Below are 17,881 nucleotides of genomic sequence, written 5' to 3' on the forward strand. Positions count from 1 at the left end.
GTTACGATGCAAACCCAAACCTTCTTCGCCGCAAACTCCAGAAGTTCGCTCCATGCGCAATATGCCGCCTCTTCCGTCTCAAAACAACATTCTCGCTATAGTTGATGCATAGACTCTCAATGGAGACTCCCCATGAGTCGCATCCGCTTGGCCCTCGCGCGGCACCTCCTCTCCGCTGTCGCGTGTGCGCTGCTCGCTTACGCGAGCGCACATGCCTACGCGGCACCGTCCTTCGCAGTGTCGTCACCGGGACTGGCCGATGGCGGCACGCTCAACGCGAGCCACGCGGCGAGCGCGAACAACTGCGGCGGCGGCAACGTGTCGCCCGCATTGCAATGGCATAACGCGCCGGCCGGCACAAAGAGTTTCGCGGTGACGATCTTCGATCCCGACGGCGCGAAAGGCCTCGGCATCGTGCACTGGATCGTGTACGGCATCGCACCGGGTACCACCGGACTCGCCGAGGGCGAAGCCGCGCCGGCGGGCAGCATCGCCGGCACGAATCGCACCGGCGGCCCCGGCTATTACGGCCCGTGTCCGCCAGTCGGCGATGTGCCGCATCACTACGTCGCGCAGGTCTATGCGCTCGATCTGCCGCCCGACGCATTGCCGGCCGGCTTGACGCGCGATGCGTTCCTCGCCGCGATCAAGGATCACGTGCTCGCCGCGACGAGCACCGTGCTGCGCTACGGACGATGAAGTCGCGCGGCCGAACGCCGGGCCGCGCGTGATCTGCAGAAGGGCGCTTAGCGCGCCGCATCCCCCCATCGATACTGCACGCTCGCGTCATCGAGCTGAGTCTTGATTGCGTCGTCGAGCGTGAACTCGGCCGCCGAGAGCGTATCGCTCAACTGCTCGGCGCGACTCGCACCAATGATCGCCGACGTGATCAGCGGATTCGCGAGCACCCACGCAAGCGATACCTTCGCCAACGATTCGCCGGCCGGCGCGGCGATCGCCTTCAATCTTTCTATCGTGTCGAATTCGCGCTCGTGCCAGTAGCGCTGTTGATACATCGCGCCAGCCTTGCCGACGCTTTCAGTGAAGCGCCCCTCGGTGGGCGTCGCGTCTAGCCGATGCTTGCCCGTCAGCAGTCCGCCCGCGAGCGGGTTATACGGCATCACGGCTAGCTGCTCCTCGGCGGCCAGCGGCAGCAGCTCGCGCTCGATCTGGCGAAACAGCAGGTTGTAGCGCGGCTGGACCGACACGAAGCGCGCGACGCGCAGCACGTCCGCGCGTCCCAAAGCTCGCGCGAGCCGGTACGCAAGAAAGTTCGATACGCCGATATAGCGCGCCTTGCCCGAGCGCACGATCGTATCGAGTGCTTCGAGCGTCTCGTCGAGCGGGGTTTTCGGGTCGTCGGAATGGAGCTGGTACAGGTCGACGTAGTCGGTGCCGAGGCGCTGCAAGGACGCATCGATCGCATCGAGCAGGTGTTTGCGCGACGCGCCCTGATCCCACGCGGCGGGCCCCATCTTGCCGACCGCCTTGGTCGCGACGATGAAGCGCTCGCGCTTGCCCTTCAGCCAGCGTCCGACGATTTCCTCGGTGCGTCCGGACAGGTCTTCGCCGGCGCCGAGCGGGTAGACGTTCGCGGTATCGATGAAATTGACGCCGGCGTCCGCGGCCGTGTCGAGAATGCGGTGCGATGCGGCTTCTTCGGTTTGCAGGCCGAAAGTCATGGTGCCGAGACACAGGCGCGAAACGGTCAGACCGGTGCGGCCGAATTGGCGATATTGCATAGAGTCGACTCCAGAGGGGACGTAAGCGTTTGCCGGAAGGGTGGGACTTTATTGTTGTATGCGGTGTTGTAAAAAGGATAAACGGAATCGCGATTTGATGTGCGCGACCGCCGCGATAGAATGTTATTTAAATGAAAGAAACCGTGTAAGGTCGAATTGGCTCTCGAGTGCGTCACTGTTAAGCCTTTTGGAAGAATAGAATTACAAATAGTAACGAATCTGCGTAAATAGAGCCCTTATGTTTACGTATTGCTTTCGGAAAGAAAAAACAGAAACAAATCCATTACACAAAGTAATGCACGCCACGATTGATCCCTCCTTGTGCGTATGAAATGATATCGATTCTCATTTAAACCAGCCAGCCATCCCGTCATCTCCCTCTCACACAACGGAGAGCGGCAGCCAGCCATTTGCGGTTTTGTCATGAATTCGACGTCATTGATGCGAATTCGACAAGGCGCATTTCTGACGGGATTTCCATGCTCAATCACACGCCGCTGGCGACAGCGCTGGCGCTCGCTTTTGCCGTTCCTTATGCGACGCCTGCGCTCGCGCAAAGCGCGTCGCAACCGGCCGCCTCCAGCGCGCCGCAGAACGCACAAACCAACGCACAGAACAACGCACAGAACAACGCACCTGCCGCCGCGCAGACGCTGCCGACCATCGGCGTGCAGGCTCAGACCGTTCAGCAGGACTTCCAGGCCGAGCGCGCGACCGTCGGTGCGAAGACCCCGACCGCGCTGCGCGACATTCCGCAGACCGTCACCGTGATCGATCGCGACCTGCTCGCTTCGCAGGGCGCGACGTCGTTTACGGACGCGCTGCGCAACGCACCCGGTGTGACCATCGGCGCGGCCGAGGGCGGCCAGATCGGCAACAACATCAACCTGCGCGGCTTCACCGCGCAGAACGACATCTATCTGGACGGCTTTCGCGACCGCAACCAGTACTACCGCGACACGTTCGACCTCGAAGCGCTAGAGGTGCTATATGGTCCGTCGTCGATGCTGTTCGGCCGCGGCTCGACGGGCGGCGTGATCAATCAGGTCAGCAAGAAGGCGAACCTGACGGACTCGGCGGAAGTCTCCGGCATGATCGGCACCAACGACCGCTACCGCTCCACCGTCGACGTGAACCACAAGCTCACCGACACCTCGGGGATCCGCCTGAACGCGTTCGGCCAGAGCCTTGGCTCGACGCGCGACGTAATGAAGAACAGGGACTTCGGCGTCGCGCCGGAGCTGCGCTTCGGTATCGGCACGCCTACCGAGATCACGCTGTCGGCGCTGATCCAGCGCAACAACGACATGCCCGACTACGGCATCCAGGCGCTGAACGGCCGCCCGTCGCCGGTGCCGAAAAACACGTTCTACGGTTTGACCAGCGACCGCACGATCCAGAACGTGCAGATCTTCACCGGGGCGATCAAGCATAAGTTCTCCGACGACCTGACGCTGACGAACCAGACGCAGATCTCGCACTCGATGACCGACGCGCGCGAAACCGCGCCGCAAGCGGTGCTGACCGGACCGCTGTCGTCGAGCACTGCGCTGAGCAACGGCAACTTCACGACGCTGCCGCCGTCGGCCCTGTTCATCAAGCTGCAGAGCCATGACCGCGTGATCCAGAATCACGCGATCTACAACGACACGATGGTCGAATACAAATTCGACACCGGGCCGGTCAGGCACGACGTGATTGCCGGTGTCGAAGTGGGCCACGACAGCTATACGAACCAGGCATATACGCGCAACAACCTGCCGATCGTGCCGATGCTCAATCCGCCGATCATCGGCACGCCGTCGAACGTGACGACGACGGTCGGCAACTACGCCGATTCGAGCGCGAACGAAATCGCCGCCTACCTGAACGACACGATCACGCTGACGCCGCACTGGAAGCTGATTGGCGGTGTGCGCTGGGATCGCTTCTCGGCCGAGATCCACAACACCGTCAGCGCGCCGGCTTTCGCGAGCCAGACCAACTACTTCACGAGCGTGCGCACGGGCCTCCTCTATCAGCCGACCGACTGGCAGTCGTACTACGTGTCGTACGGCACGTCGTTCAACCCGTCGCTCGAAAACCTGACGGTCACGAACCTCACGCAGAACCTCGCACCGGAATCGACGAAGTCGTATGAAGTCGGCGGCAAGTGGGATCTGTTCGGCGGCAACATCTCGCTGACCTCGGCATTGTTCCGCGAAGAGAAGGACAACGCGCGCACCCAGGTCTCGCCGACCGAATACGAGCTGGCCGGCGACATTCGCGTCGACGGCTTCCAGGCGAGCGTGACCGGGCACATCACCGACAAGTGGCAGATTTTCGGCGGCTACACGTACATGGACGCGAAGATCCTGAAAGCGGCCGACGGCACACAGGGTCACACGCCGGCCAACACCCCGCGCAACACGCTGACGTTCTGGACCACATACGCGATCACGCCGCACTGGGAAATCGGCGGCGGTCCGATCTATATGTCGTCGCGTTATGCATCGAATATGAACTACGTGAAGGTGCCGGGCTACACGCGTTGGGACGCGACCGCGGCCTATCACGCGAAGAAGTACGACGTGCGCCTGAACCTGCTGAACCTGACCAACAAGTACTACTACGACGCGTTGATTCCGTCGGACGGCGGACGTTCGGTGCCGGGCATCGGCCGCACGTTGCTCGCGACGTTCGATTACCGCTTCTGATGGCCGCTTTTGCGACGCACTGAGCGCATCCGTTCGGCTTGCCGCTTTGCAAATGGCAAGCCGACTCGAAGGACACACTATGCTGCTGCACATTCCGAAGGTACTGGACGCCGAACAATTGCGCTTCGTGCGCGAGCGGCTCGATCGAGCCGGCGACGCGTGGGTGGATGGCCGCGCGACCGCGGGCTATCAGGGCGCGCCGGTCAAGCGCAATCAGCAGATCGCCGAGCACTCTGCGATCGCGCGCGAACTCGGCGACGTGATTGTCGCGGCAATCGAGCGCAATCCGCTGTTCATCAGCGCAGTGCTGCCGAACCAGGTGTATCCGCCGCTGTTCAACCGCTACGAGGGCGGCATGCAGTTCGGCAGCCACGTCGACGGCGCGGTGCGCGTGCTGCCGAACGGCGTGAAGCTGCGCACCGACGTGTCGGTGACGCTGTTTCTCAGCGCGCCCGACGAATACGACGGCGGCGAACTCGTGATCGAAGACACCTACGGCGTGCAGCAGGTAAAGCTGCCGGCCGGCGACATGATCGTTTATCCGGCGACGAGTCTGCATCAGGTGACGCCCGTCACGCGCGGCGCGCGCGTGGCGAGCTTCTTCTGGGTGCAGAGTCTCGTGCGCAGCGACACGCATCGCGCGCTGCTGTTCGACATGGACACCGCGATTCAACGGCTCAATGCAACCCATGCCGACGAGGCTGCGCGACGCAGCCTCGTCGGTTGTTATCACAATCTGCTGCGTACCTGGAGTGAAACGTGAGCGAATTGGACACCCTCGACATGCAACCGCCGGCGGCCGGCCAACATGGCGCGCACGAACCGCGTCGGCTCGATGGCGATGAACTGAAGGCGCGCCAGCAGCGCTCGCGTCGCGCGACTTTCATCAAGTGGCTGCGCAACGTGCATGGCTGGGTTGGATTGTGGGGCGCGGCGCTCGGTCTGCTGTTCGGCACGACGGGCTTCTTCCTGAACCATCGCGGCGGTCCGCTGCGCGTGTCGACCGGCGAGCCGCAGGTCTCGGTGATGCAGGTGCCGCTGCCGCAACCGGCACCGGAAACCCCGCGCGCACTCGCGAAGTGGCTCAAGCAGGAGCTGAAGATCGCCGGCAATCCGGGGCGTGTGCAGAAAGAACCCGAGCATCCGGTGGCATGGGGCGATCGCAGCGTCGTGCAGCCCGAGCACTGGCAGCTGAATTTCGCGTCGCCGAAAGAAAATACTTCGGCCGAATACTGGGTGGGCAATAACACCGTGACGGTCAAGCGCAGCGCGAACACCTTTCTCGCGATGCTGACGAACATGCACAAGGGCGTGGGCTTGAGCGTCGGCTGGGTGCTGCTGATCGATACGCTCGCGGGCAGTCTGATCCTGCTGTCGCTGACGGGCGTGCTGTTGTGGAGCGAGTTGAACAGGCGGAAGACGGTGGGGCTCGTGCTGGTGGCTGGTTCGATTGCGGCGGCGGTGGCGTTGGGGACGATGTAAGGGCGCAGCACAACGCCCTGGACGAAGCCTGCGCGCTGGCGGGCAGGCTTGGAGCGGTACGCGCTAGAATCGTCGCAGACCTACTTCGCTGGCTCTGCCGCCATTCGCCGATGACCTCTCCCGCGAACCACGTCGACACCGCGCTGACCACGCGACGCGCGGTGCGCGCCTTTCTGCCTACACCGGTGCAGCGCGCCGACATCGAAGCCATTCTCGAAGCCGCCAGCTACGCGCCGTCCGGCACCAACACGCAGCCGTGGAAGGTGTACGTGCTGACGGGCGAATCGCTCGCGCGTCTGTCGCGCGATCTGCTCGCGGCTTACGACGATCCGCAGCGCGACCAGCTGTACCAGGAGGAGTACGCGTACTACCCGCGCCAATGGCAGTCGCCGTACATCGACCGGCGCCGCAAGATCGGCTGGGATATGTATGGCCTGCTCGGCATCGAGAAGGGCGACAAGGCGCGCATGCACGAACAGCACTCGCGCAACTTCCGTTTCTTCGACGCACCCGTCGGCCTGCTGTTCACGATCGATCGCAGCCTCGAGCGCGGCAGCTGGCTCGACTACGGCATGTTCCTGCAGGCGATCATGACGGCCGCGCGCGGACGCGGCCTCGACACCTGTCCGCAGGCCGCGTTCATGCAGTTTCATCGGTTGATTGCCGAATATCTCGGCCTGCCCGAGAACGAGCAGTTCCTGTGCGGCATGTCGCTCGGCTTCGCCGACCCCAATGCGCCGGTCAATACGCTGCGCCCCGAGCGCGAGCCGGTCGAGCGCTTCACGCGTTTTCTCGATTGATCGCAGACCTCAGTCCCCACCCAGAGCAAACGAAAATGAAAACATCGCGCCGCCATTTCCTGCTGGTCAGCGCGGGCGTCGGCTCGTCTCTCGCGCTGTCTCGCGTCGCGTTCGCCGCGACCGTTCCCAATGCGCTGAGCGAGAGCGATCCGCAGGCGCAGAAGGTCGGCTATACCGAAGATGCGTCGAAGGTCGACAAGGCCAGGTTCCCGAACTTCGCGGCCGGGCAATCGTGCGCGAACTGCTCGCTGTTCCAGGGCAAGGCGTCGGATGCGTACGGCGGCTGCACGCTGTTCGGCGCCAAGCAGGTCGCGTCGCGCGGCTGGTGCAGCGCGTACACGAATATGTAAGCACGCCGCCGCATCGTTCGCGGCTGCTACAGCAGTGCCTTCAACACCAGCTCGTGCGAGTGCCCGATCCACACGGCGGCGTCGCGATGATCGCGCAGCGCGTCGCCGGTATTCGGATGCAGAAAGACATCGAGCGCGCCGTGATTGAGCGTGAGCCAGCTGACCACGTCGGCGAACTGCTGGTGCGCGAACGCGAGCTGATACGACCACATCGGATGCGGGCCGACCGGTCGTTCATGGAAGCGCCCGATCTGCAGTTTGTCGCCCCAATGCGCGTCGATCTGCTCGCGAAACGCCCACGCGGCGTCGCGGCTCGCCGCGTCGAAATAAATGTGCGCGTGCCAGCTTTGTATTGCTGAAGCATCTCGAAAGTTCATATCAGAGTTCATTGCCAGGCTCGTTCCGTATCAGTCTTTATCCGACATTCATTCTGCTTCGTTTTCCGCCGGCGCGCGCGCTGCAACGCGCATGTGAAACTGTGTCTGATCCTCGCCGACGATCGCGAAGCCAAGACGATCGTACAGCCGTTTGGCGGGATTGCCCTTGAGCACCTGCAAGCTGACCGGCAGCGCTTCGGCCGCGGCGGCGCGCAGGATCGTGCGCAGCACCTGCTCGCCGATACCGCGGCCTTGTAGCGCCGGCGCGATCTGCAACTGCGCGACGAACCATTCGTCGTCGTTGCGATGCACCTTCAACAGGCCCGCGGGCGCGCCGTCGATGCAGATCACCTGCGCGGCGTCGTAGCGATGCCGCAGGCGCGCGCGATGGGCGTCTTCGTCGGTCGGCTCGCCGGCGCGCGCCAGGTGTTCGGTCATCGTCGCCTTGCGCAGTTCGAGCAGGAAGGGTTCGTCGTCGGGTTGCGCGGGGCGCAAGGTCAACCCGGATCGTTGGTCGGGCAGTTGGGCGGTCATGTCGGCTAGGTGGTAGCGCGCGATGGCGCACGCGATGATCGTGCGAAGCGCGAGTAAGAATTGTCGTCGATTGTCGCGTCCGCTGCGCTTTTTTACCACGCGGCTATGTTGCGGTCTTCCCACCTTGCGATGCGGTCATCGTTGCCGGTGCCCGTGAGTGCCTGTGTCGCTATCGGCGTTGGGTGGCATGCGCTTTGCTCTAACGTCTGGCTCCATTGCGGCCGCACTATCCGCACCACCGTACGAACAGACAAAACGGGCCTTGCGATGCGGCGAGCTGATGATTTTGCGGGGACGTTCGCGTCGTACGGCGAACGTCGTAATCAACGTTGCGAGGTGTGCTATGGCGATGATCGAGGCGGTACCCAGCGTCTCGGCAGATGGACGGGCGGTGATTTTCCAGCTTTCGTCGCGGGGACGAGACCTTGAATGCGCGGTCACGCGCGAGGCGCTCGAACAGCACTTCTGGCTGCAACGCGGCGCGGGTGAGGCGCGCATTCTGAAGACGTTCGCGGATGGGCGCCAACGCATTACCGCGATCGCCGAACGAAAAATGCTCGCGCGTCCCGGTGAGAAGGTCTTGCTGACGATCGACGATTTCTCTACACGCGGTTGACGTGTGTGGCGCGGCGGGCCGAAAAGCCCGTTGTTACATCGATTCGCCAAATTAAGCCGCCAAAGTCCCTCGCTTCGCGCAATTGCATTCGCGGGTGCGCGCCTACACTCTTTTCCATGGAGCGACAAATCACCGAACTCCATCGATGCGACTTCCCCTCGTGTCGGATTTGAACCGTACCGTTGATGAAGTAGTCTGCAGTTCGCAGTTCGCAGTTGACGCAATACAAAGCGCGCAATGCATCGAACACGCGCGCGAAGCAAAAGGGGTAGCGGCCAGCAGTAGGAATAACGAGGACCGGCCCACATGCAGTGGTATTTGGAAGTAAATTGAATCGACAGTTCGAAACTTGCTGTCGAGCGGTAGAAATTGCCGTTGCAGTACACGTAAGCAATAGCTTTGCAGGTTAGGTGGTTATAGGTTTGCAGGCACTCCACGCGCCTGCTCGACTGTTCCATCCTGTCAGCCCTGTTCCCTCGCGGAACAGGGCTTTTTTTCGTCGCAACGAAACGCGCTGCTTGTTTCCGGCGGCTTAGAACCGATATGGGGACAGTGTGTTCTTCGATATGTTCGAAGAACCGGCGCGTCGCAGCGCGTGAACTGTCGGGCGCGAAATGCGTCGGACGTTCGAGCGCGGCGTTTGCCGCCGTCGCGTGCCGAAGTCCGGGCGCGCTGCCGAAAGAAGGAGGTTGAATCGATGTCCAGCAAATCGCGAGTTCGCAAGCCCGGCCGCACGGCCATGTCCCCGTTGTTGCGTTCCCTGACGCAGAGCCGCACCGCGCACGCGCCCGTCACGCAGACCATGCTGTTGCAGGCCTACGCCGCGCTCGAAGCCTTCCGCTGCGGCCACGGCGCACGCATGCTGCACACGACGCTGAGCCGGCATCTGCTGGTGTCGCAGGAACTGACGCGCGCCGGACTGGGCGCCGACGCGCTCGCGGACATCGAAAGCGCGCATGCGGCGATGGTGCGGCTCGACATGCGCGAGCGCAAGACCGGCCGCTGGTCGCTCGAAGACGACGACTACGCACGTCTGTGCACGGCGCTCGCGATCTTCGACGGACAGCTGTCGGCCGCGTCGCTGAGCGAGCTGGCGAGCGCGGAAGCGAAAATGATCGAAGGTCTGATGCGCTCCGCGCGGCTGAGAGCGCTGGCGGAAGCGCCAGTTTGAGCGTCCCGCAACATGCAAAACGCCCCACATAGGGGCGCTTTTCACATTCGGCGCGGACGTAAATTGATTCCGGAGAATGCTTGAATGCGGCATCGACGTGTCGCGCGCGGCCGGCTGATGCGCGCCGCGTGGCTCGTTACGAGTGTCCGTAGAAGTCTCGCCGGGCGCGTTTGCCGCTGAGGTTCCCGCTTGCTAGACTGGCTGCGCCTGACTGCCACCTATCTGCCTGCCTACCTGCTATGGCACCGAGGCCGGGCGTCGCTGACGTCGTTGCGATGCCGACCCGCGCATACAACCGAGCCCTGTCGGAGACCCCATGTCCTACATGCTGCTGATCGTCGAACCCACGGACCAACGCGAGGAGCGCGGCGAAGCCGCCGGTCGCGACCTCTATGACCAGATGGTGCGGTTCTCCGAGAACCTGAAAGCGCGCGGCAAGCTGCTCGCGGTCGAATCGCTGACTTCGCAGAAGGACGCCGTGCGCGTGCAGGTCCGCAATGGCCAGTCGAAGCTCGTCGACGGGCCGTTCGCCGAGGCGAAGGAGATGATCGGCGGCTTCTTTCTGCTGAACTGCGACAGCCGCGAAGAGGCCGTGGCGATCGCGCAAACCTGTCCGGCGGCGGCGTGGTGCACGGTCGAGGTCCGCAAGCTCGGCCCGTGCTTCATCTAGCCACGGGTGGCTCTCACGTCATCCGCTTCGTGTTTTCCCTGGGATGCCGGGACCGCCGCGGGTGTCGATCTGACCTTGCATCGCGCGTCGTGTGAGTAAGGGGCTAGCCGGCGTGGCCTCTCCAAGCGATTCACGCGAATCCACTCACCACGAACCACTAACAACAAGGAGCAACGACATGCGATTCATGATCATCGTAAAAGCCACGGCCGCGAGCGAAGCCGGCGAGATGCCCGAACCGTCGCTGATCGCCGCGATGGGCGCCTACCACGAAGAACTCTCGAAGGCCGGCGTCCTGCTCGACGCAACCGGCCTGCAGCCGAGCTCGAAAGGCTGGCGCGTGCGCTATAGCGGCGGCAAACGGAGCGTCGTAGATGGACCGTTCGCGGAGACCAAAGAGCTGATTGCTGGCTACACGTTGATCCAGGTGCGCTCGCGCGACGAGGCGATGGAATGGGCGCGACGTTTCCCGGCGCCTTTCGGTGAGCACGCCGATGGCGAAATCGAAGTGCGGCAGCTGTTCGAACTCGACGACTTCGAGCCGGGGCCGGAAGTCGAGCGCTTTCGCAAGCTCGAAGAAGATCACCGCTGAGGTGAAGGCTGACGCCGTGACGATACAGGCCATCCATCGTGCGATCGACGCTGTCTGGCGGATCGAATCCGCGAAGGTCATTGCTCACGTCGCGCGGATCGTGCGCGACGTGGGGCTCGCCGAGGAACTCGCGCAGGACGCGCTGGTGGCCGCGCTCGAGCATTGGCCGAACGCGGGCGTGCCCGACAACCCCGGAGCCTGGCTGATGACTGCCGCGAAAAACCGCGCGCTCGATCGCCTGCGCCAGGAAGCGCTGCATGCGCGCAAGCGCGAGGAGCTCGGCCACGATCTCGACGCGATCGAGGCGCACGTGGTGCCCGATTTCGTCGATGCGCTCGATGCCGCGCGCGCCGACGACATCGGCGACGATTTGCTGCGGCTCATTTTCACCGCGTGCCATCCGGTGCTGTCGACCGATGCGCGCGTCGCGCTGACGCTGCGCCTGCTCGGCGGCCTCACCACCGACGAAATCGCGCGCGCGTTTCTCGTGCCGGAGCCGACCATCGCGCAGCGGATCGTGCGCGCGAAGCGCACGCTGTCGGCGGCGCGCGTGCCGTTCGAGGTGCCGCAGGCGGACGCGCGCGCGGCGCGGCTCGCGTCGGTGCTGCAGGTGATCTACCTGATTTTCAACGAAGGGTATTCGGCCACTGCCGGCGACGACTGGATGCGCCCGGCGCTATGCGAGGAGGCGTTGCGGCTCGGGCGCGTGTTGAGCGGACTCGTCGCCGACGAAAGCGAGGTCCACGGTCTGGTTGCGCTAATGGAGATCCAGGCGTCGCGCACGCATGCGCGCACCGATGCGCAGGGGCGGCCGGTGCTGTTGCTCGATCAGGATCGCAGCCGCTGGGACCCGCTGCTGATTCGCCGCGGCCTCGCGGCGTTGGACAGCGCGCATGCACTCGGCGGCGCAAGCGGGCCGTATGCGTTGCAGGCGGCGCTCGCCGCGTGTCATGCGCGGGCACGCCGCGCCGAGGACACTGACTGGGCGCAGATCGTCGCGCTCTACGATGCTTTGGCGCAGGTCGCGCCATCGCCGGTCGTGGAGTTGAATCGCGCGGTCGCGGTGGGGATGGCGTTCGGGCCGGCGGCCGGACTCGAGATCGTCGATGCGCTCGCCGCTGGTTCAGCGCTCGAGAATTATCACTGGCTGCCGAGCGTGCGCGGCGATCTGCTGGTCAAGCTCGGACGCATCGACGAAGCGCGCGGGGAGTTCGAGCGCGCCGCGGCGATGACGCGCAATACGCGCGAGCGCGAGCTGTTGCTGGAGCGTGCGCGCGGGCTTGCGCATTGAGTTTTGGGCACCTCCGAGTGCCGCCTCAACGAATCAACTGCCGCACTCCCAACGCGACGATCAGCCCGCCGCACACGCGATCGACCCACATCTTGCCGCGCCGATACACCGACGCGATCCGCGCATGCGACAACGCCAGCGCGACGAACCCGTACCAGCTGCTCGCGACGACGAACACCATGCCGAGCATCGCGGCAAACGTGCCGGTGCTCACATGCGCGGGTGCGGCCGACGAAAACACCGCGGCAAAAAACGCCATCGACTTCGGATTCGCGATGTTGGTCGCGAAACCCTGCGCGAACGCCTGCCTGAAGCCACCCGCCGGTGCTTTGACGAGCACCGCCTGCCTTGCCGCCGACGCATTGAAGATCAGCCGCCCGCCGAACCACAGCAGATAACAGGCGCCCACGATCCTGACCACGAGCGCGAGCCACGGGAACGCCGCGAACACGATGCCGACGCCGAGAATCGCGCAACTTGCCCAGAACAGATTGACGAGCACGATGCCGGCGACCATCGCGAGCGCTTCGACGCGCGTCGCCGAAGCGGCCTTATGCGCGACCGCGACGAAGTTCGGGCCCGGACTCACGACGCCCGCGACATACACGGAAAACACGCCGACCACGGCGGACCCATCGATCACGACACACTCCCTGTTGAAAAGCTCCGGCTCGAAGAAGGCAACCGATGCACCTAGCTCATAGCCCGAAAAACGCCGCGCCCGCGGTCAGGACGCCTGCTCCCGCGACGAGGTACGACACATTGCGCAGCCAGTTCTTGCGCGTGAGCAGCGTGATCGCGCACAGCGCAATCGCGACCTGAATCAGCAGCGTCGCCTGAGCCCAGCGATGATGGCCGTGCAGCAGCGTTTCGCTGCGCGTGTCGGCGGCGACGACCTGTTTTTCGATCGCTTCGGCGTTCGCGCGGATCGGCTCCTTCTGCTGCTTGTATTTCTCGACGTCGGCGACGAATTTCGCGTGCGCATCGGTATTGGGCGCCGACAGCGCCGCGCCGAGTTCGGCGAGGTTCTCCTTCTCGCCCTTCGCCTGGTAGTAGCTCCACTGGTTCGACGCTTCGGTCTTCTTGATCGCGGCTTCGTTCTTGAAGAACAGCGCGAGGTTTTCGGCATTGCCGCTCTGGTACGCGCACAGCGCGCCGATCGTCGCGAGGATCGCGGTCATCACGGCCATCCGGCTCGCGAACGGATCAGCGTCGTGATGCCCGGCGTGGCCGGCGTGTTCGACGGCGTGGTCGTGCGGACCGTGCACTTCATATTCATCAGACATCAGATTCTCCGAGGCAATGCTTTTGTCGTTCTCGCCGGGCGGCGCGGGCGCCCGGCGGCCTCAATCTTAGCGTGTTGCGGGCGGCCTGAGGCCGCGGCTTCAATGCAGCGTCGGCGCAGCGCGCTGGGGAGAGCTGTGTCGGAGGACGGCTATTGCATGCGGATCACGACGCGCCCGCGCGTGCCGGCGGCGACCGCGTCGTAGGCTTCGCGCGCGCGGGCGAGCGGAAATTCCTGTGCGATCGCCGGGCCGCTCAGCTTGCCGCTGTCGAAGCCCTCGACGAGCGACGTCATCAGCGGCGCCGATTGCGCGACGCCGAGCTTCGCGCTGTCGACACCGAGCAATTGCGTCTCGTTGTGATAGAAATCGATCAGATCGAACTCGACCCGGCGCTTGCCGGTCGCGCTGATTTCGAGCACGCGGCCGCGCCGCTTCGCGAGACTCAGCGCGGTCTCGAACGCGACACCGCCTACCGTGTCGTAGACGACTTCCGCGCCCGCGCCGCCGGTCAGCTCGCGCACACGTTCGGCCGCGTGTTCGTCGAATGGCACGTAGGCGTCGATCAGGCGGCCCGCGGGCGTGGCCGGATCGAGCGGCCGGCGGTCGACGGCGATCACGCGCGCGCCGCGTGCCTTCGCGATCTGCGCGACCGCGCCGCCGACACCGCCGCCCGCGCCAAGCACCGCGACGGTCTCGCCGGCCTGCAAGCTTGCGTATTCGACGGTGCCGAGCCACGCGACCACGAAGTTCACGCCGATTGCCGCCGCCTCGACGTGGCTCAACGCAACGGGCTTGCGTGACAGCGCCGCGACCGGAATGCCGAGGTACTCGGCGTGCGTGCCGTCGCGCGTGAAGCCGATGTCGCCGCCGGTGCCCCACACCTCGGCGTCACGCCACGCGGCCGGGCCATCCACCACCACGCCGCTGAAGTCGCGCCCCGGTATGCGCGGCAGCACCGTGTGCTCGAAACGGCCGGCCACGTTCTTCACGTCGCTCGGATTGACCGAGGCCGCGATCACCCGCACGACCGCATGCTCCGCGTCGGCCTGCGGCGTCGGCAGATCGACGTATTCGAGCACTTCGGGGCTGCCGAAAGATTTGAACTGGATCGCTTTCATCGTGCGTGGCTCCGGTTGGTTTTGCGCCGCGTTGCGCAGCGAATGCTCCGTAGTCTAGGTGACGAACGCGCAGCGGGTACGCGAACACCCAAGCCCTAACCCGCCTCGCCGGCTTTCGGCGCCTGAGCATGCCGCTGATGATCGGCGGCCAGAAACATGTACATCGCCGGCACGACGAACAACGTGAACAGCGTGCCGATCGACATCCCCGTGAAAATCACGAGCCCCATCGCGTTGCGGCCCGCCGCGCCCGCGCCCGACGCGATCACGAGCGGCACCACGCCGAGCACCATCGCGGCGGTCGTCATCAGGATCGGACGCAGCCGCACGCCGGCGGCTTCCTCGACCGCTTCGCGCTTGCCGCGGCCCGCGCGCTGCAATTCGTTGGCAAACTGCACGATCAGGATGCCGTGCTTGCTGACGAGTCCCATTAGCGTGACGAGGCCGACCTGCGTGTAGATGTTCAGCGTAGTGAGGCCGATGTTGATGAAGATCAGCGCGCCGAACAGCGCCATCGGTACCGAGATCAGGATCACGATCGGATCGCGGAAGCTCTCGAATTGCGCCGCGAGCGCGAGGAACACGATGATCGTCGCAAGCAGCAGCGTAATGACGAAGCCGCCCGACTCCTGCACGAACTGGCGCGACGCTCCCGAGTAATCGGCCGAATAGCCGGCGGGCGCGACCTGCGCGGTTGCCTTGCGCAGAAAATCGAGCACCTGGCCTTGCGACACACCCGGCACGGTCACGCCGGAGATCGTCGCCGAGTTCAACTGCTGGAAGTGATTGATCGATTCAGGCACGACGCTGTGCTTGATATGCGCGACCGTCGAGGCCGGAATCACGCTGCCGTCCGGCGTGCGCAGATAGTAGTCGAGCACCTGCGACGGATTGAGCCGATCGGTCTGCAGCACCTGCGGAATCACCTTGTACGAACGCCCCGCGATCGAGAAATAGTTGACGTAGCCGCCGCCCAGCGCCGAACCGAGCGCCTGTCCGACGTCGCTTTGCGACAGCCCGAGCGAGGCCACCTTGTCGCGATCGACGACGAGCACCGCTTCCGGCTTGTCGATTTTCAGGTCGGTATCGACGAAGAAGAACATGCCGCTCTCGCGCGCTTTTTCGAGCACCGCTTGCGACACCTCGTTGAGGTTTTGGAACGGCTCGGTCGTGCTGATTACGAACTGCACCGGCAAGCCCTGCGAGCCCGGCAGCGGCGGAAACTGGAACGCTGCGACGCGTGCGCCCGCGATCTGATTCCACTTCTGCTGCAATTCCTCCTGCAGTACGGTCGCGTTTTTGCCGCGCTGATCCCAGGTCTTGAACAGCACCCCGCCGATGCCCTGGTTGATGGTCGGCGAACCCGTCAGCTGGAACATCTGCGAGTACTCGGGCAGCGATTTCGAGGCGTCGAACACCTGGTCCGCGTAGGTCTGCATCTGCTGGATCGTCGCGTTCGGCGGCCCGATGATCTGCGACAGCACGACGCCCTGATCTTCCTGCGGCGCGAGTTCCGACTTGGAGGTCATGAACAGATACACGGTGCCGCACAGCAGCAGCGCGCCCATGATCACGAACACGGGCCAGGTATCGAGCGTCGCGTGCAACAGCCGGCCATAGCCGCGATGCACGCGCTCGAATTGACGGTCGACGAAACGCGCGAAACGCCCGGACTCCTGCTCCGCGCGAAAGAAGCGCGAACACATCATCGGCGACAACGTGAGGGCGATCACGCCCGATACCGTCACCGCGCCCGCGAGCGTGAACGCGAACTCGGTGAAGAGCGCGCCCGTCAGCCCGCCCTGGAAGCCGATCGGCGCGTACACGGCGATCAGCACGACGGTCATCGCGACGATCGGGCCGCCGAGTTCGCGCGCGGCGATCAGCGCCGCGTCGAACGGCGTCTTGCCTTCGTGCTTCATATGCCGATCGACGTTCTCGACGACGATGATCGCGTCGTCCACCACGAGCCCGATCGCGAGCACGAGCGCGAGCAGCGTCAGCAGATTGATCGAATAGCCGAGCGCCTGCATCACGAAGAACGTGCCGATCAGCGACAGCGGCATCGCGATCAACGGCACGATCACCGCGCGGAAACTGCCGAGAAACAGGAAGATCACGATCGTGACGATCACGAGCGCTTCGACGAGCGTCTTGATCACTTCCCTGATCGCGGTGTTCACGAAGTCGGTCGCGTCATACACGATGTCGCCCGTCATACCGGTCGGGAACTGCCTCTGCAGATCGGGGAACACGGTTTTCACCCGCTTGGCCACGTCCAGAATGTTCGCGTCCGGCGCGACCTTGATACCGATGAACACGGAGCGCTTGCCGCTGAACGCGACGTTGAAGTCGTAGCTGTCGGCGCCGAGCACGACGTTCGCGACATCCTGGAGACGCACGATCGAGCCGTTCTTCTGCTTGACGACGAGCTGCTTGAAATCGTCGACGGTATGCAGGTCCGTGCCCGCTTCGAGGTCGACGCTGACCATCTGCCCCTTCGTCGTGCCGAGCGTCGCGAGATAGTTGTTGTTGCCGAGCGCGGTGAATACGTCGCTCGCGCTGACGCCGTGCGCGGCGAGCCGCGCCGAATCCAGCCACGCGCGCATCGCGAACTGCCGGCCGCCGAGCACTTCGGCGGTCTGCACGCCCTGGATCGAATCGAGCTTCGGCTTGACCACGCGCAACAGGTAGTCGGTGACGTTGTTGCTCGGCAGCACGCTGCTGTAGAAGCCCATGTACATCGCGTCGGTGGTCTGCCCGGTCTGCACCGTCAGCACCGGCTGCTGCGCCTGCGGCGGCAACTGGTTGCGCACCGAGCCGATCTGTGTGTTGATCTCGGTCAGCGCGCGGTTCGCGTCGTAATTCAAACGCAGCGTCGCGACGATCGTCGACACGCCCGTGATGCTCGTCGACGACATATAGTCGATGCCCTGCGCCTGCGCGATCGCCGCTTCGAGCGGCTGGGTGATGAAGCCGGCGATGGTGTCCGGGTTCGCGCCATAGTAGGCCGTCGTGATCGTGACGACCGCGTTCTCGGTCTGCGGATACTGGCTGACCTTCAGCACCGCGAGCGCGCGCAGCCCGAGCACGAGGATAAGCAGGCTCACGACCGAAGCGAGTACCGGCCGGCGGATGAAGATGTCCGTGAACATG

General features: G+C 64.3%; 18 protein-coding genes. 11 read left to right on the forward strand and 7 right to left on the reverse strand.

Going from position 1 to position 17,881, the window contains the following annotated elements:
- The first annotated feature begins 132 nt into the window (after positions 1 to 132).
- The gene (locus AB4Y34_RS06505) at positions 133 to 699 is read left to right on the forward strand and encodes a YbhB/YbcL family Raf kinase inhibitor-like protein (protein WP_368715568.1); all 567 of its coding nucleotides are present in this window, start codon (positions 133 to 135) and stop codon (positions 697 to 699) included.
- 47 nt (positions 700 to 746) lie between these two features.
- On the opposite strand, the gene AB4Y34_RS06510 is transcribed toward AB4Y34_RS06505, so the two are convergent.
- Entirely contained in the window at positions 747 to 1,742 is a 996-nt protein-coding gene (locus AB4Y34_RS06510) for an aldo/keto reductase (RefSeq protein ID WP_368715569.1), read from the reverse strand.
- Positions 1,743 to 2,221: 479 nt separating this feature from the next.
- Between AB4Y34_RS06510 and AB4Y34_RS06515 the strand changes: the two genes are divergently transcribed.
- From AB4Y34_RS06515 to AB4Y34_RS06535, 5 genes are all read left to right on the forward strand, one after another.
- Positions 2,222 to 4,438: a TonB-dependent receptor gene (locus AB4Y34_RS06515; RefSeq protein WP_368715570.1), complete on the forward strand. Its 2,217-nt coding sequence runs from the start codon at positions 2,222 to 2,224 to the stop codon at positions 4,436 to 4,438.
- Positions 4,439 to 4,517: 79 nt separating this feature from the next.
- On the forward strand, positions 4,518 to 5,201 hold the full coding sequence (locus AB4Y34_RS06520) for a Fe2+-dependent dioxygenase (protein ID WP_368715571.1): 684 nt from the start codon (positions 4,518 to 4,520) through the stop codon (positions 5,199 to 5,201).
- Positions 5,198 to 5,920, forward strand: a complete 723-nt coding sequence (locus tag AB4Y34_RS06525) for a PepSY-associated TM helix domain-containing protein (RefSeq protein ID WP_176378740.1) — start codon at positions 5,198 to 5,200, stop codon at positions 5,918 to 5,920. Before AB4Y34_RS06520 ends, AB4Y34_RS06525 begins: the two co-directional genes overlap by 4 nt.
- 110 nt (positions 5,921 to 6,030) lie before the next feature.
- Positions 6,031 to 6,720 carry a nitroreductase gene (locus tag AB4Y34_RS06530; RefSeq protein WP_368715572.1) on the forward strand — a complete coding sequence of 230 codons (690 nt, stop codon included), beginning with the start codon at positions 6,031 to 6,033 and terminating at the stop codon, positions 6,718 to 6,720.
- 35 nt (positions 6,721 to 6,755) lie between these two features.
- The gene (locus AB4Y34_RS06535) at positions 6,756 to 7,070 is read left to right on the forward strand and encodes a high-potential iron-sulfur protein (RefSeq protein ID WP_176378738.1); all 315 of its coding nucleotides are present in this window, start codon (positions 6,756 to 6,758) and stop codon (positions 7,068 to 7,070) included.
- Between the two features lie 26 nt (positions 7,071 to 7,096).
- On the opposite strand, the gene AB4Y34_RS06540 is transcribed toward AB4Y34_RS06535, so the two are convergent.
- Positions 7,097 to 7,447: a DOPA 4,5-dioxygenase family protein gene (locus AB4Y34_RS06540; protein ID WP_176110502.1), complete on the reverse strand. Its 351-nt coding sequence runs from the start codon at positions 7,445 to 7,447 to the stop codon at positions 7,097 to 7,099.
- 48 nt (positions 7,448 to 7,495) lie between these two features.
- The gene (locus AB4Y34_RS06545; protein WP_176378736.1) at positions 7,496 to 7,981 is read right to left on the reverse strand and encodes a GNAT family N-acetyltransferase; all 486 of its coding nucleotides are present in this window, start codon (positions 7,979 to 7,981) and stop codon (positions 7,496 to 7,498) included.
- A 343-nt stretch (positions 7,982 to 8,324) separates the two neighbouring features.
- Between AB4Y34_RS06545 and AB4Y34_RS06550 the strand changes: the two genes are divergently transcribed.
- From AB4Y34_RS06550 to AB4Y34_RS06570, 5 genes are all read left to right on the forward strand, one after another.
- Positions 8,325 to 8,597 carry a DUF1488 domain-containing protein gene (locus tag AB4Y34_RS06550; protein WP_176107001.1) on the forward strand — a complete coding sequence of 91 codons (273 nt, stop codon included), beginning with the start codon at positions 8,325 to 8,327 and terminating at the stop codon, positions 8,595 to 8,597.
- 697 nt (positions 8,598 to 9,294) lie between these two features.
- Positions 9,295 to 9,768: a hypothetical protein gene (locus AB4Y34_RS06555; RefSeq protein WP_368715573.1), complete on the forward strand. Its 474-nt coding sequence runs from the start codon at positions 9,295 to 9,297 to the stop codon at positions 9,766 to 9,768.
- Between the two features lie 316 nt (positions 9,769 to 10,084).
- Complete coding sequence (locus AB4Y34_RS06560) at positions 10,085 to 10,438, forward strand: YciI family protein (RefSeq protein WP_176106999.1); 354 nt, start codon at positions 10,085 to 10,087, stop codon at positions 10,436 to 10,438.
- A gap of 178 nt (positions 10,439 to 10,616) precedes the next feature.
- Positions 10,617 to 11,030: a YciI family protein gene (locus AB4Y34_RS06565; protein ID WP_176120937.1), complete on the forward strand. Its 414-nt coding sequence runs from the start codon at positions 10,617 to 10,619 to the stop codon at positions 11,028 to 11,030.
- Between the two features lie 16 nt (positions 11,031 to 11,046).
- Positions 11,047 to 12,321: an RNA polymerase sigma factor gene (locus AB4Y34_RS06570; RefSeq protein WP_368715574.1), complete on the forward strand. Its 1,275-nt coding sequence runs from the start codon at positions 11,047 to 11,049 to the stop codon at positions 12,319 to 12,321.
- 25 nt (positions 12,322 to 12,346) lie between these two features.
- Here AB4Y34_RS06570 and AB4Y34_RS06575 read toward each other — a convergent pair whose 3' ends face one another.
- The 4 genes from AB4Y34_RS06575 to AB4Y34_RS06590 form a co-directional block, all read right to left on the reverse strand.
- The gene (locus AB4Y34_RS06575; protein ID WP_368715575.1) at positions 12,347 to 12,964 is read right to left on the reverse strand and encodes a LysE family translocator; all 618 of its coding nucleotides are present in this window, start codon (positions 12,962 to 12,964) and stop codon (positions 12,347 to 12,349) included.
- A gap of 55 nt (positions 12,965 to 13,019) precedes the next feature.
- Positions 13,020 to 13,607: a DUF4337 domain-containing protein gene (locus AB4Y34_RS06580; RefSeq protein ID WP_176106995.1), complete on the reverse strand. Its 588-nt coding sequence runs from the start codon at positions 13,605 to 13,607 to the stop codon at positions 13,020 to 13,022.
- A gap of 149 nt (positions 13,608 to 13,756) precedes the next feature.
- The gene (locus AB4Y34_RS06585) at positions 13,757 to 14,725 is read right to left on the reverse strand and encodes a zinc-binding alcohol dehydrogenase family protein (RefSeq protein WP_368715576.1); all 969 of its coding nucleotides are present in this window, start codon (positions 14,723 to 14,725) and stop codon (positions 13,757 to 13,759) included.
- 95 nt (positions 14,726 to 14,820) lie between these two features.
- Positions 14,821 to 17,880, reverse strand: a complete 3,060-nt coding sequence (locus AB4Y34_RS06590; RefSeq protein ID WP_368715577.1) for an efflux RND transporter permease subunit — start codon at positions 17,878 to 17,880, stop codon at positions 14,821 to 14,823.
- Position 17,881: the final 1 nt, after the last annotated feature.

The sequence above is a fragment of the Paraburkholderia sp. BR10954 genome, from assembly GCF_040965775.1.
Lineage (GTDB): Bacteria > Pseudomonadota > Gammaproteobacteria > Burkholderiales > Burkholderiaceae > Paraburkholderia > Paraburkholderia youngii.

Bases quoted from the DNA above. Each gene is read 5' to 3' on its own strand.
- AB4Y34_RS06505 (WP_368715568.1), top strand. From the start codon at position 133: ATGAGTCGCATCCGCTTGGCCCTCGCGCGGCACCTCCTCTCCGCTGTC.
- AB4Y34_RS06510 (WP_368715569.1), bottom strand. From the start codon at position 1,742: ATGCAATATCGCCAATTCGGCCGCACCGGTCTGACCGTTTCGCGCCTG.
- AB4Y34_RS06515 (WP_368715570.1), top strand. From the start codon at position 2,222: ATGCTCAATCACACGCCGCTGGCGACAGCGCTGGCGCTCGCTTTTGCC.
- AB4Y34_RS06520 (WP_368715571.1), top strand. From the start codon at position 4,518: ATGCTGCTGCACATTCCGAAGGTACTGGACGCCGAACAATTGCGCTTC.
- AB4Y34_RS06530 (WP_368715572.1), top strand. From the start codon at position 6,031: ATGACCTCTCCCGCGAACCACGTCGACACCGCGCTGACCACGCGACGC.
- AB4Y34_RS06535 (WP_176378738.1), top strand. From the start codon at position 6,756: ATGAAAACATCGCGCCGCCATTTCCTGCTGGTCAGCGCGGGCGTCGGC.
- AB4Y34_RS06540 (WP_176110502.1), bottom strand. From the start codon at position 7,447: ATGAACTTTCGAGATGCTTCAGCAATACAAAGCTGGCACGCGCACATT.
- AB4Y34_RS06545 (WP_176378736.1), bottom strand. From the start codon at position 7,981: ATGACCGCCCAACTGCCCGACCAACGATCCGGGTTGACCTTGCGCCCC.
- AB4Y34_RS06550 (WP_176107001.1), top strand. From the start codon at position 8,325: ATGGCGATGATCGAGGCGGTACCCAGCGTCTCGGCAGATGGACGGGCG.
- AB4Y34_RS06555 (WP_368715573.1), top strand. From the start codon at position 9,295: ATGTCCAGCAAATCGCGAGTTCGCAAGCCCGGCCGCACGGCCATGTCC.
- AB4Y34_RS06560 (WP_176106999.1), top strand. From the start codon at position 10,085: ATGTCCTACATGCTGCTGATCGTCGAACCCACGGACCAACGCGAGGAG.
- AB4Y34_RS06565 (WP_176120937.1), top strand. From the start codon at position 10,617: ATGCGATTCATGATCATCGTAAAAGCCACGGCCGCGAGCGAAGCCGGC.
- AB4Y34_RS06580 (WP_176106995.1), bottom strand. From the start codon at position 13,607: ATGTCTGATGAATATGAAGTGCACGGTCCGCACGACCACGCCGTCGAA.
- AB4Y34_RS06585 (WP_368715576.1), bottom strand. From the start codon at position 14,725: ATGAAAGCGATCCAGTTCAAATCTTTCGGCAGCCCCGAAGTGCTCGAA.
- AB4Y34_RS06590 (WP_368715577.1), bottom strand. From the start codon at position 17,880: ATGTTCACGGACATCTTCATCCGCCGGCCGGTACTCGCTTCGGTCGTG.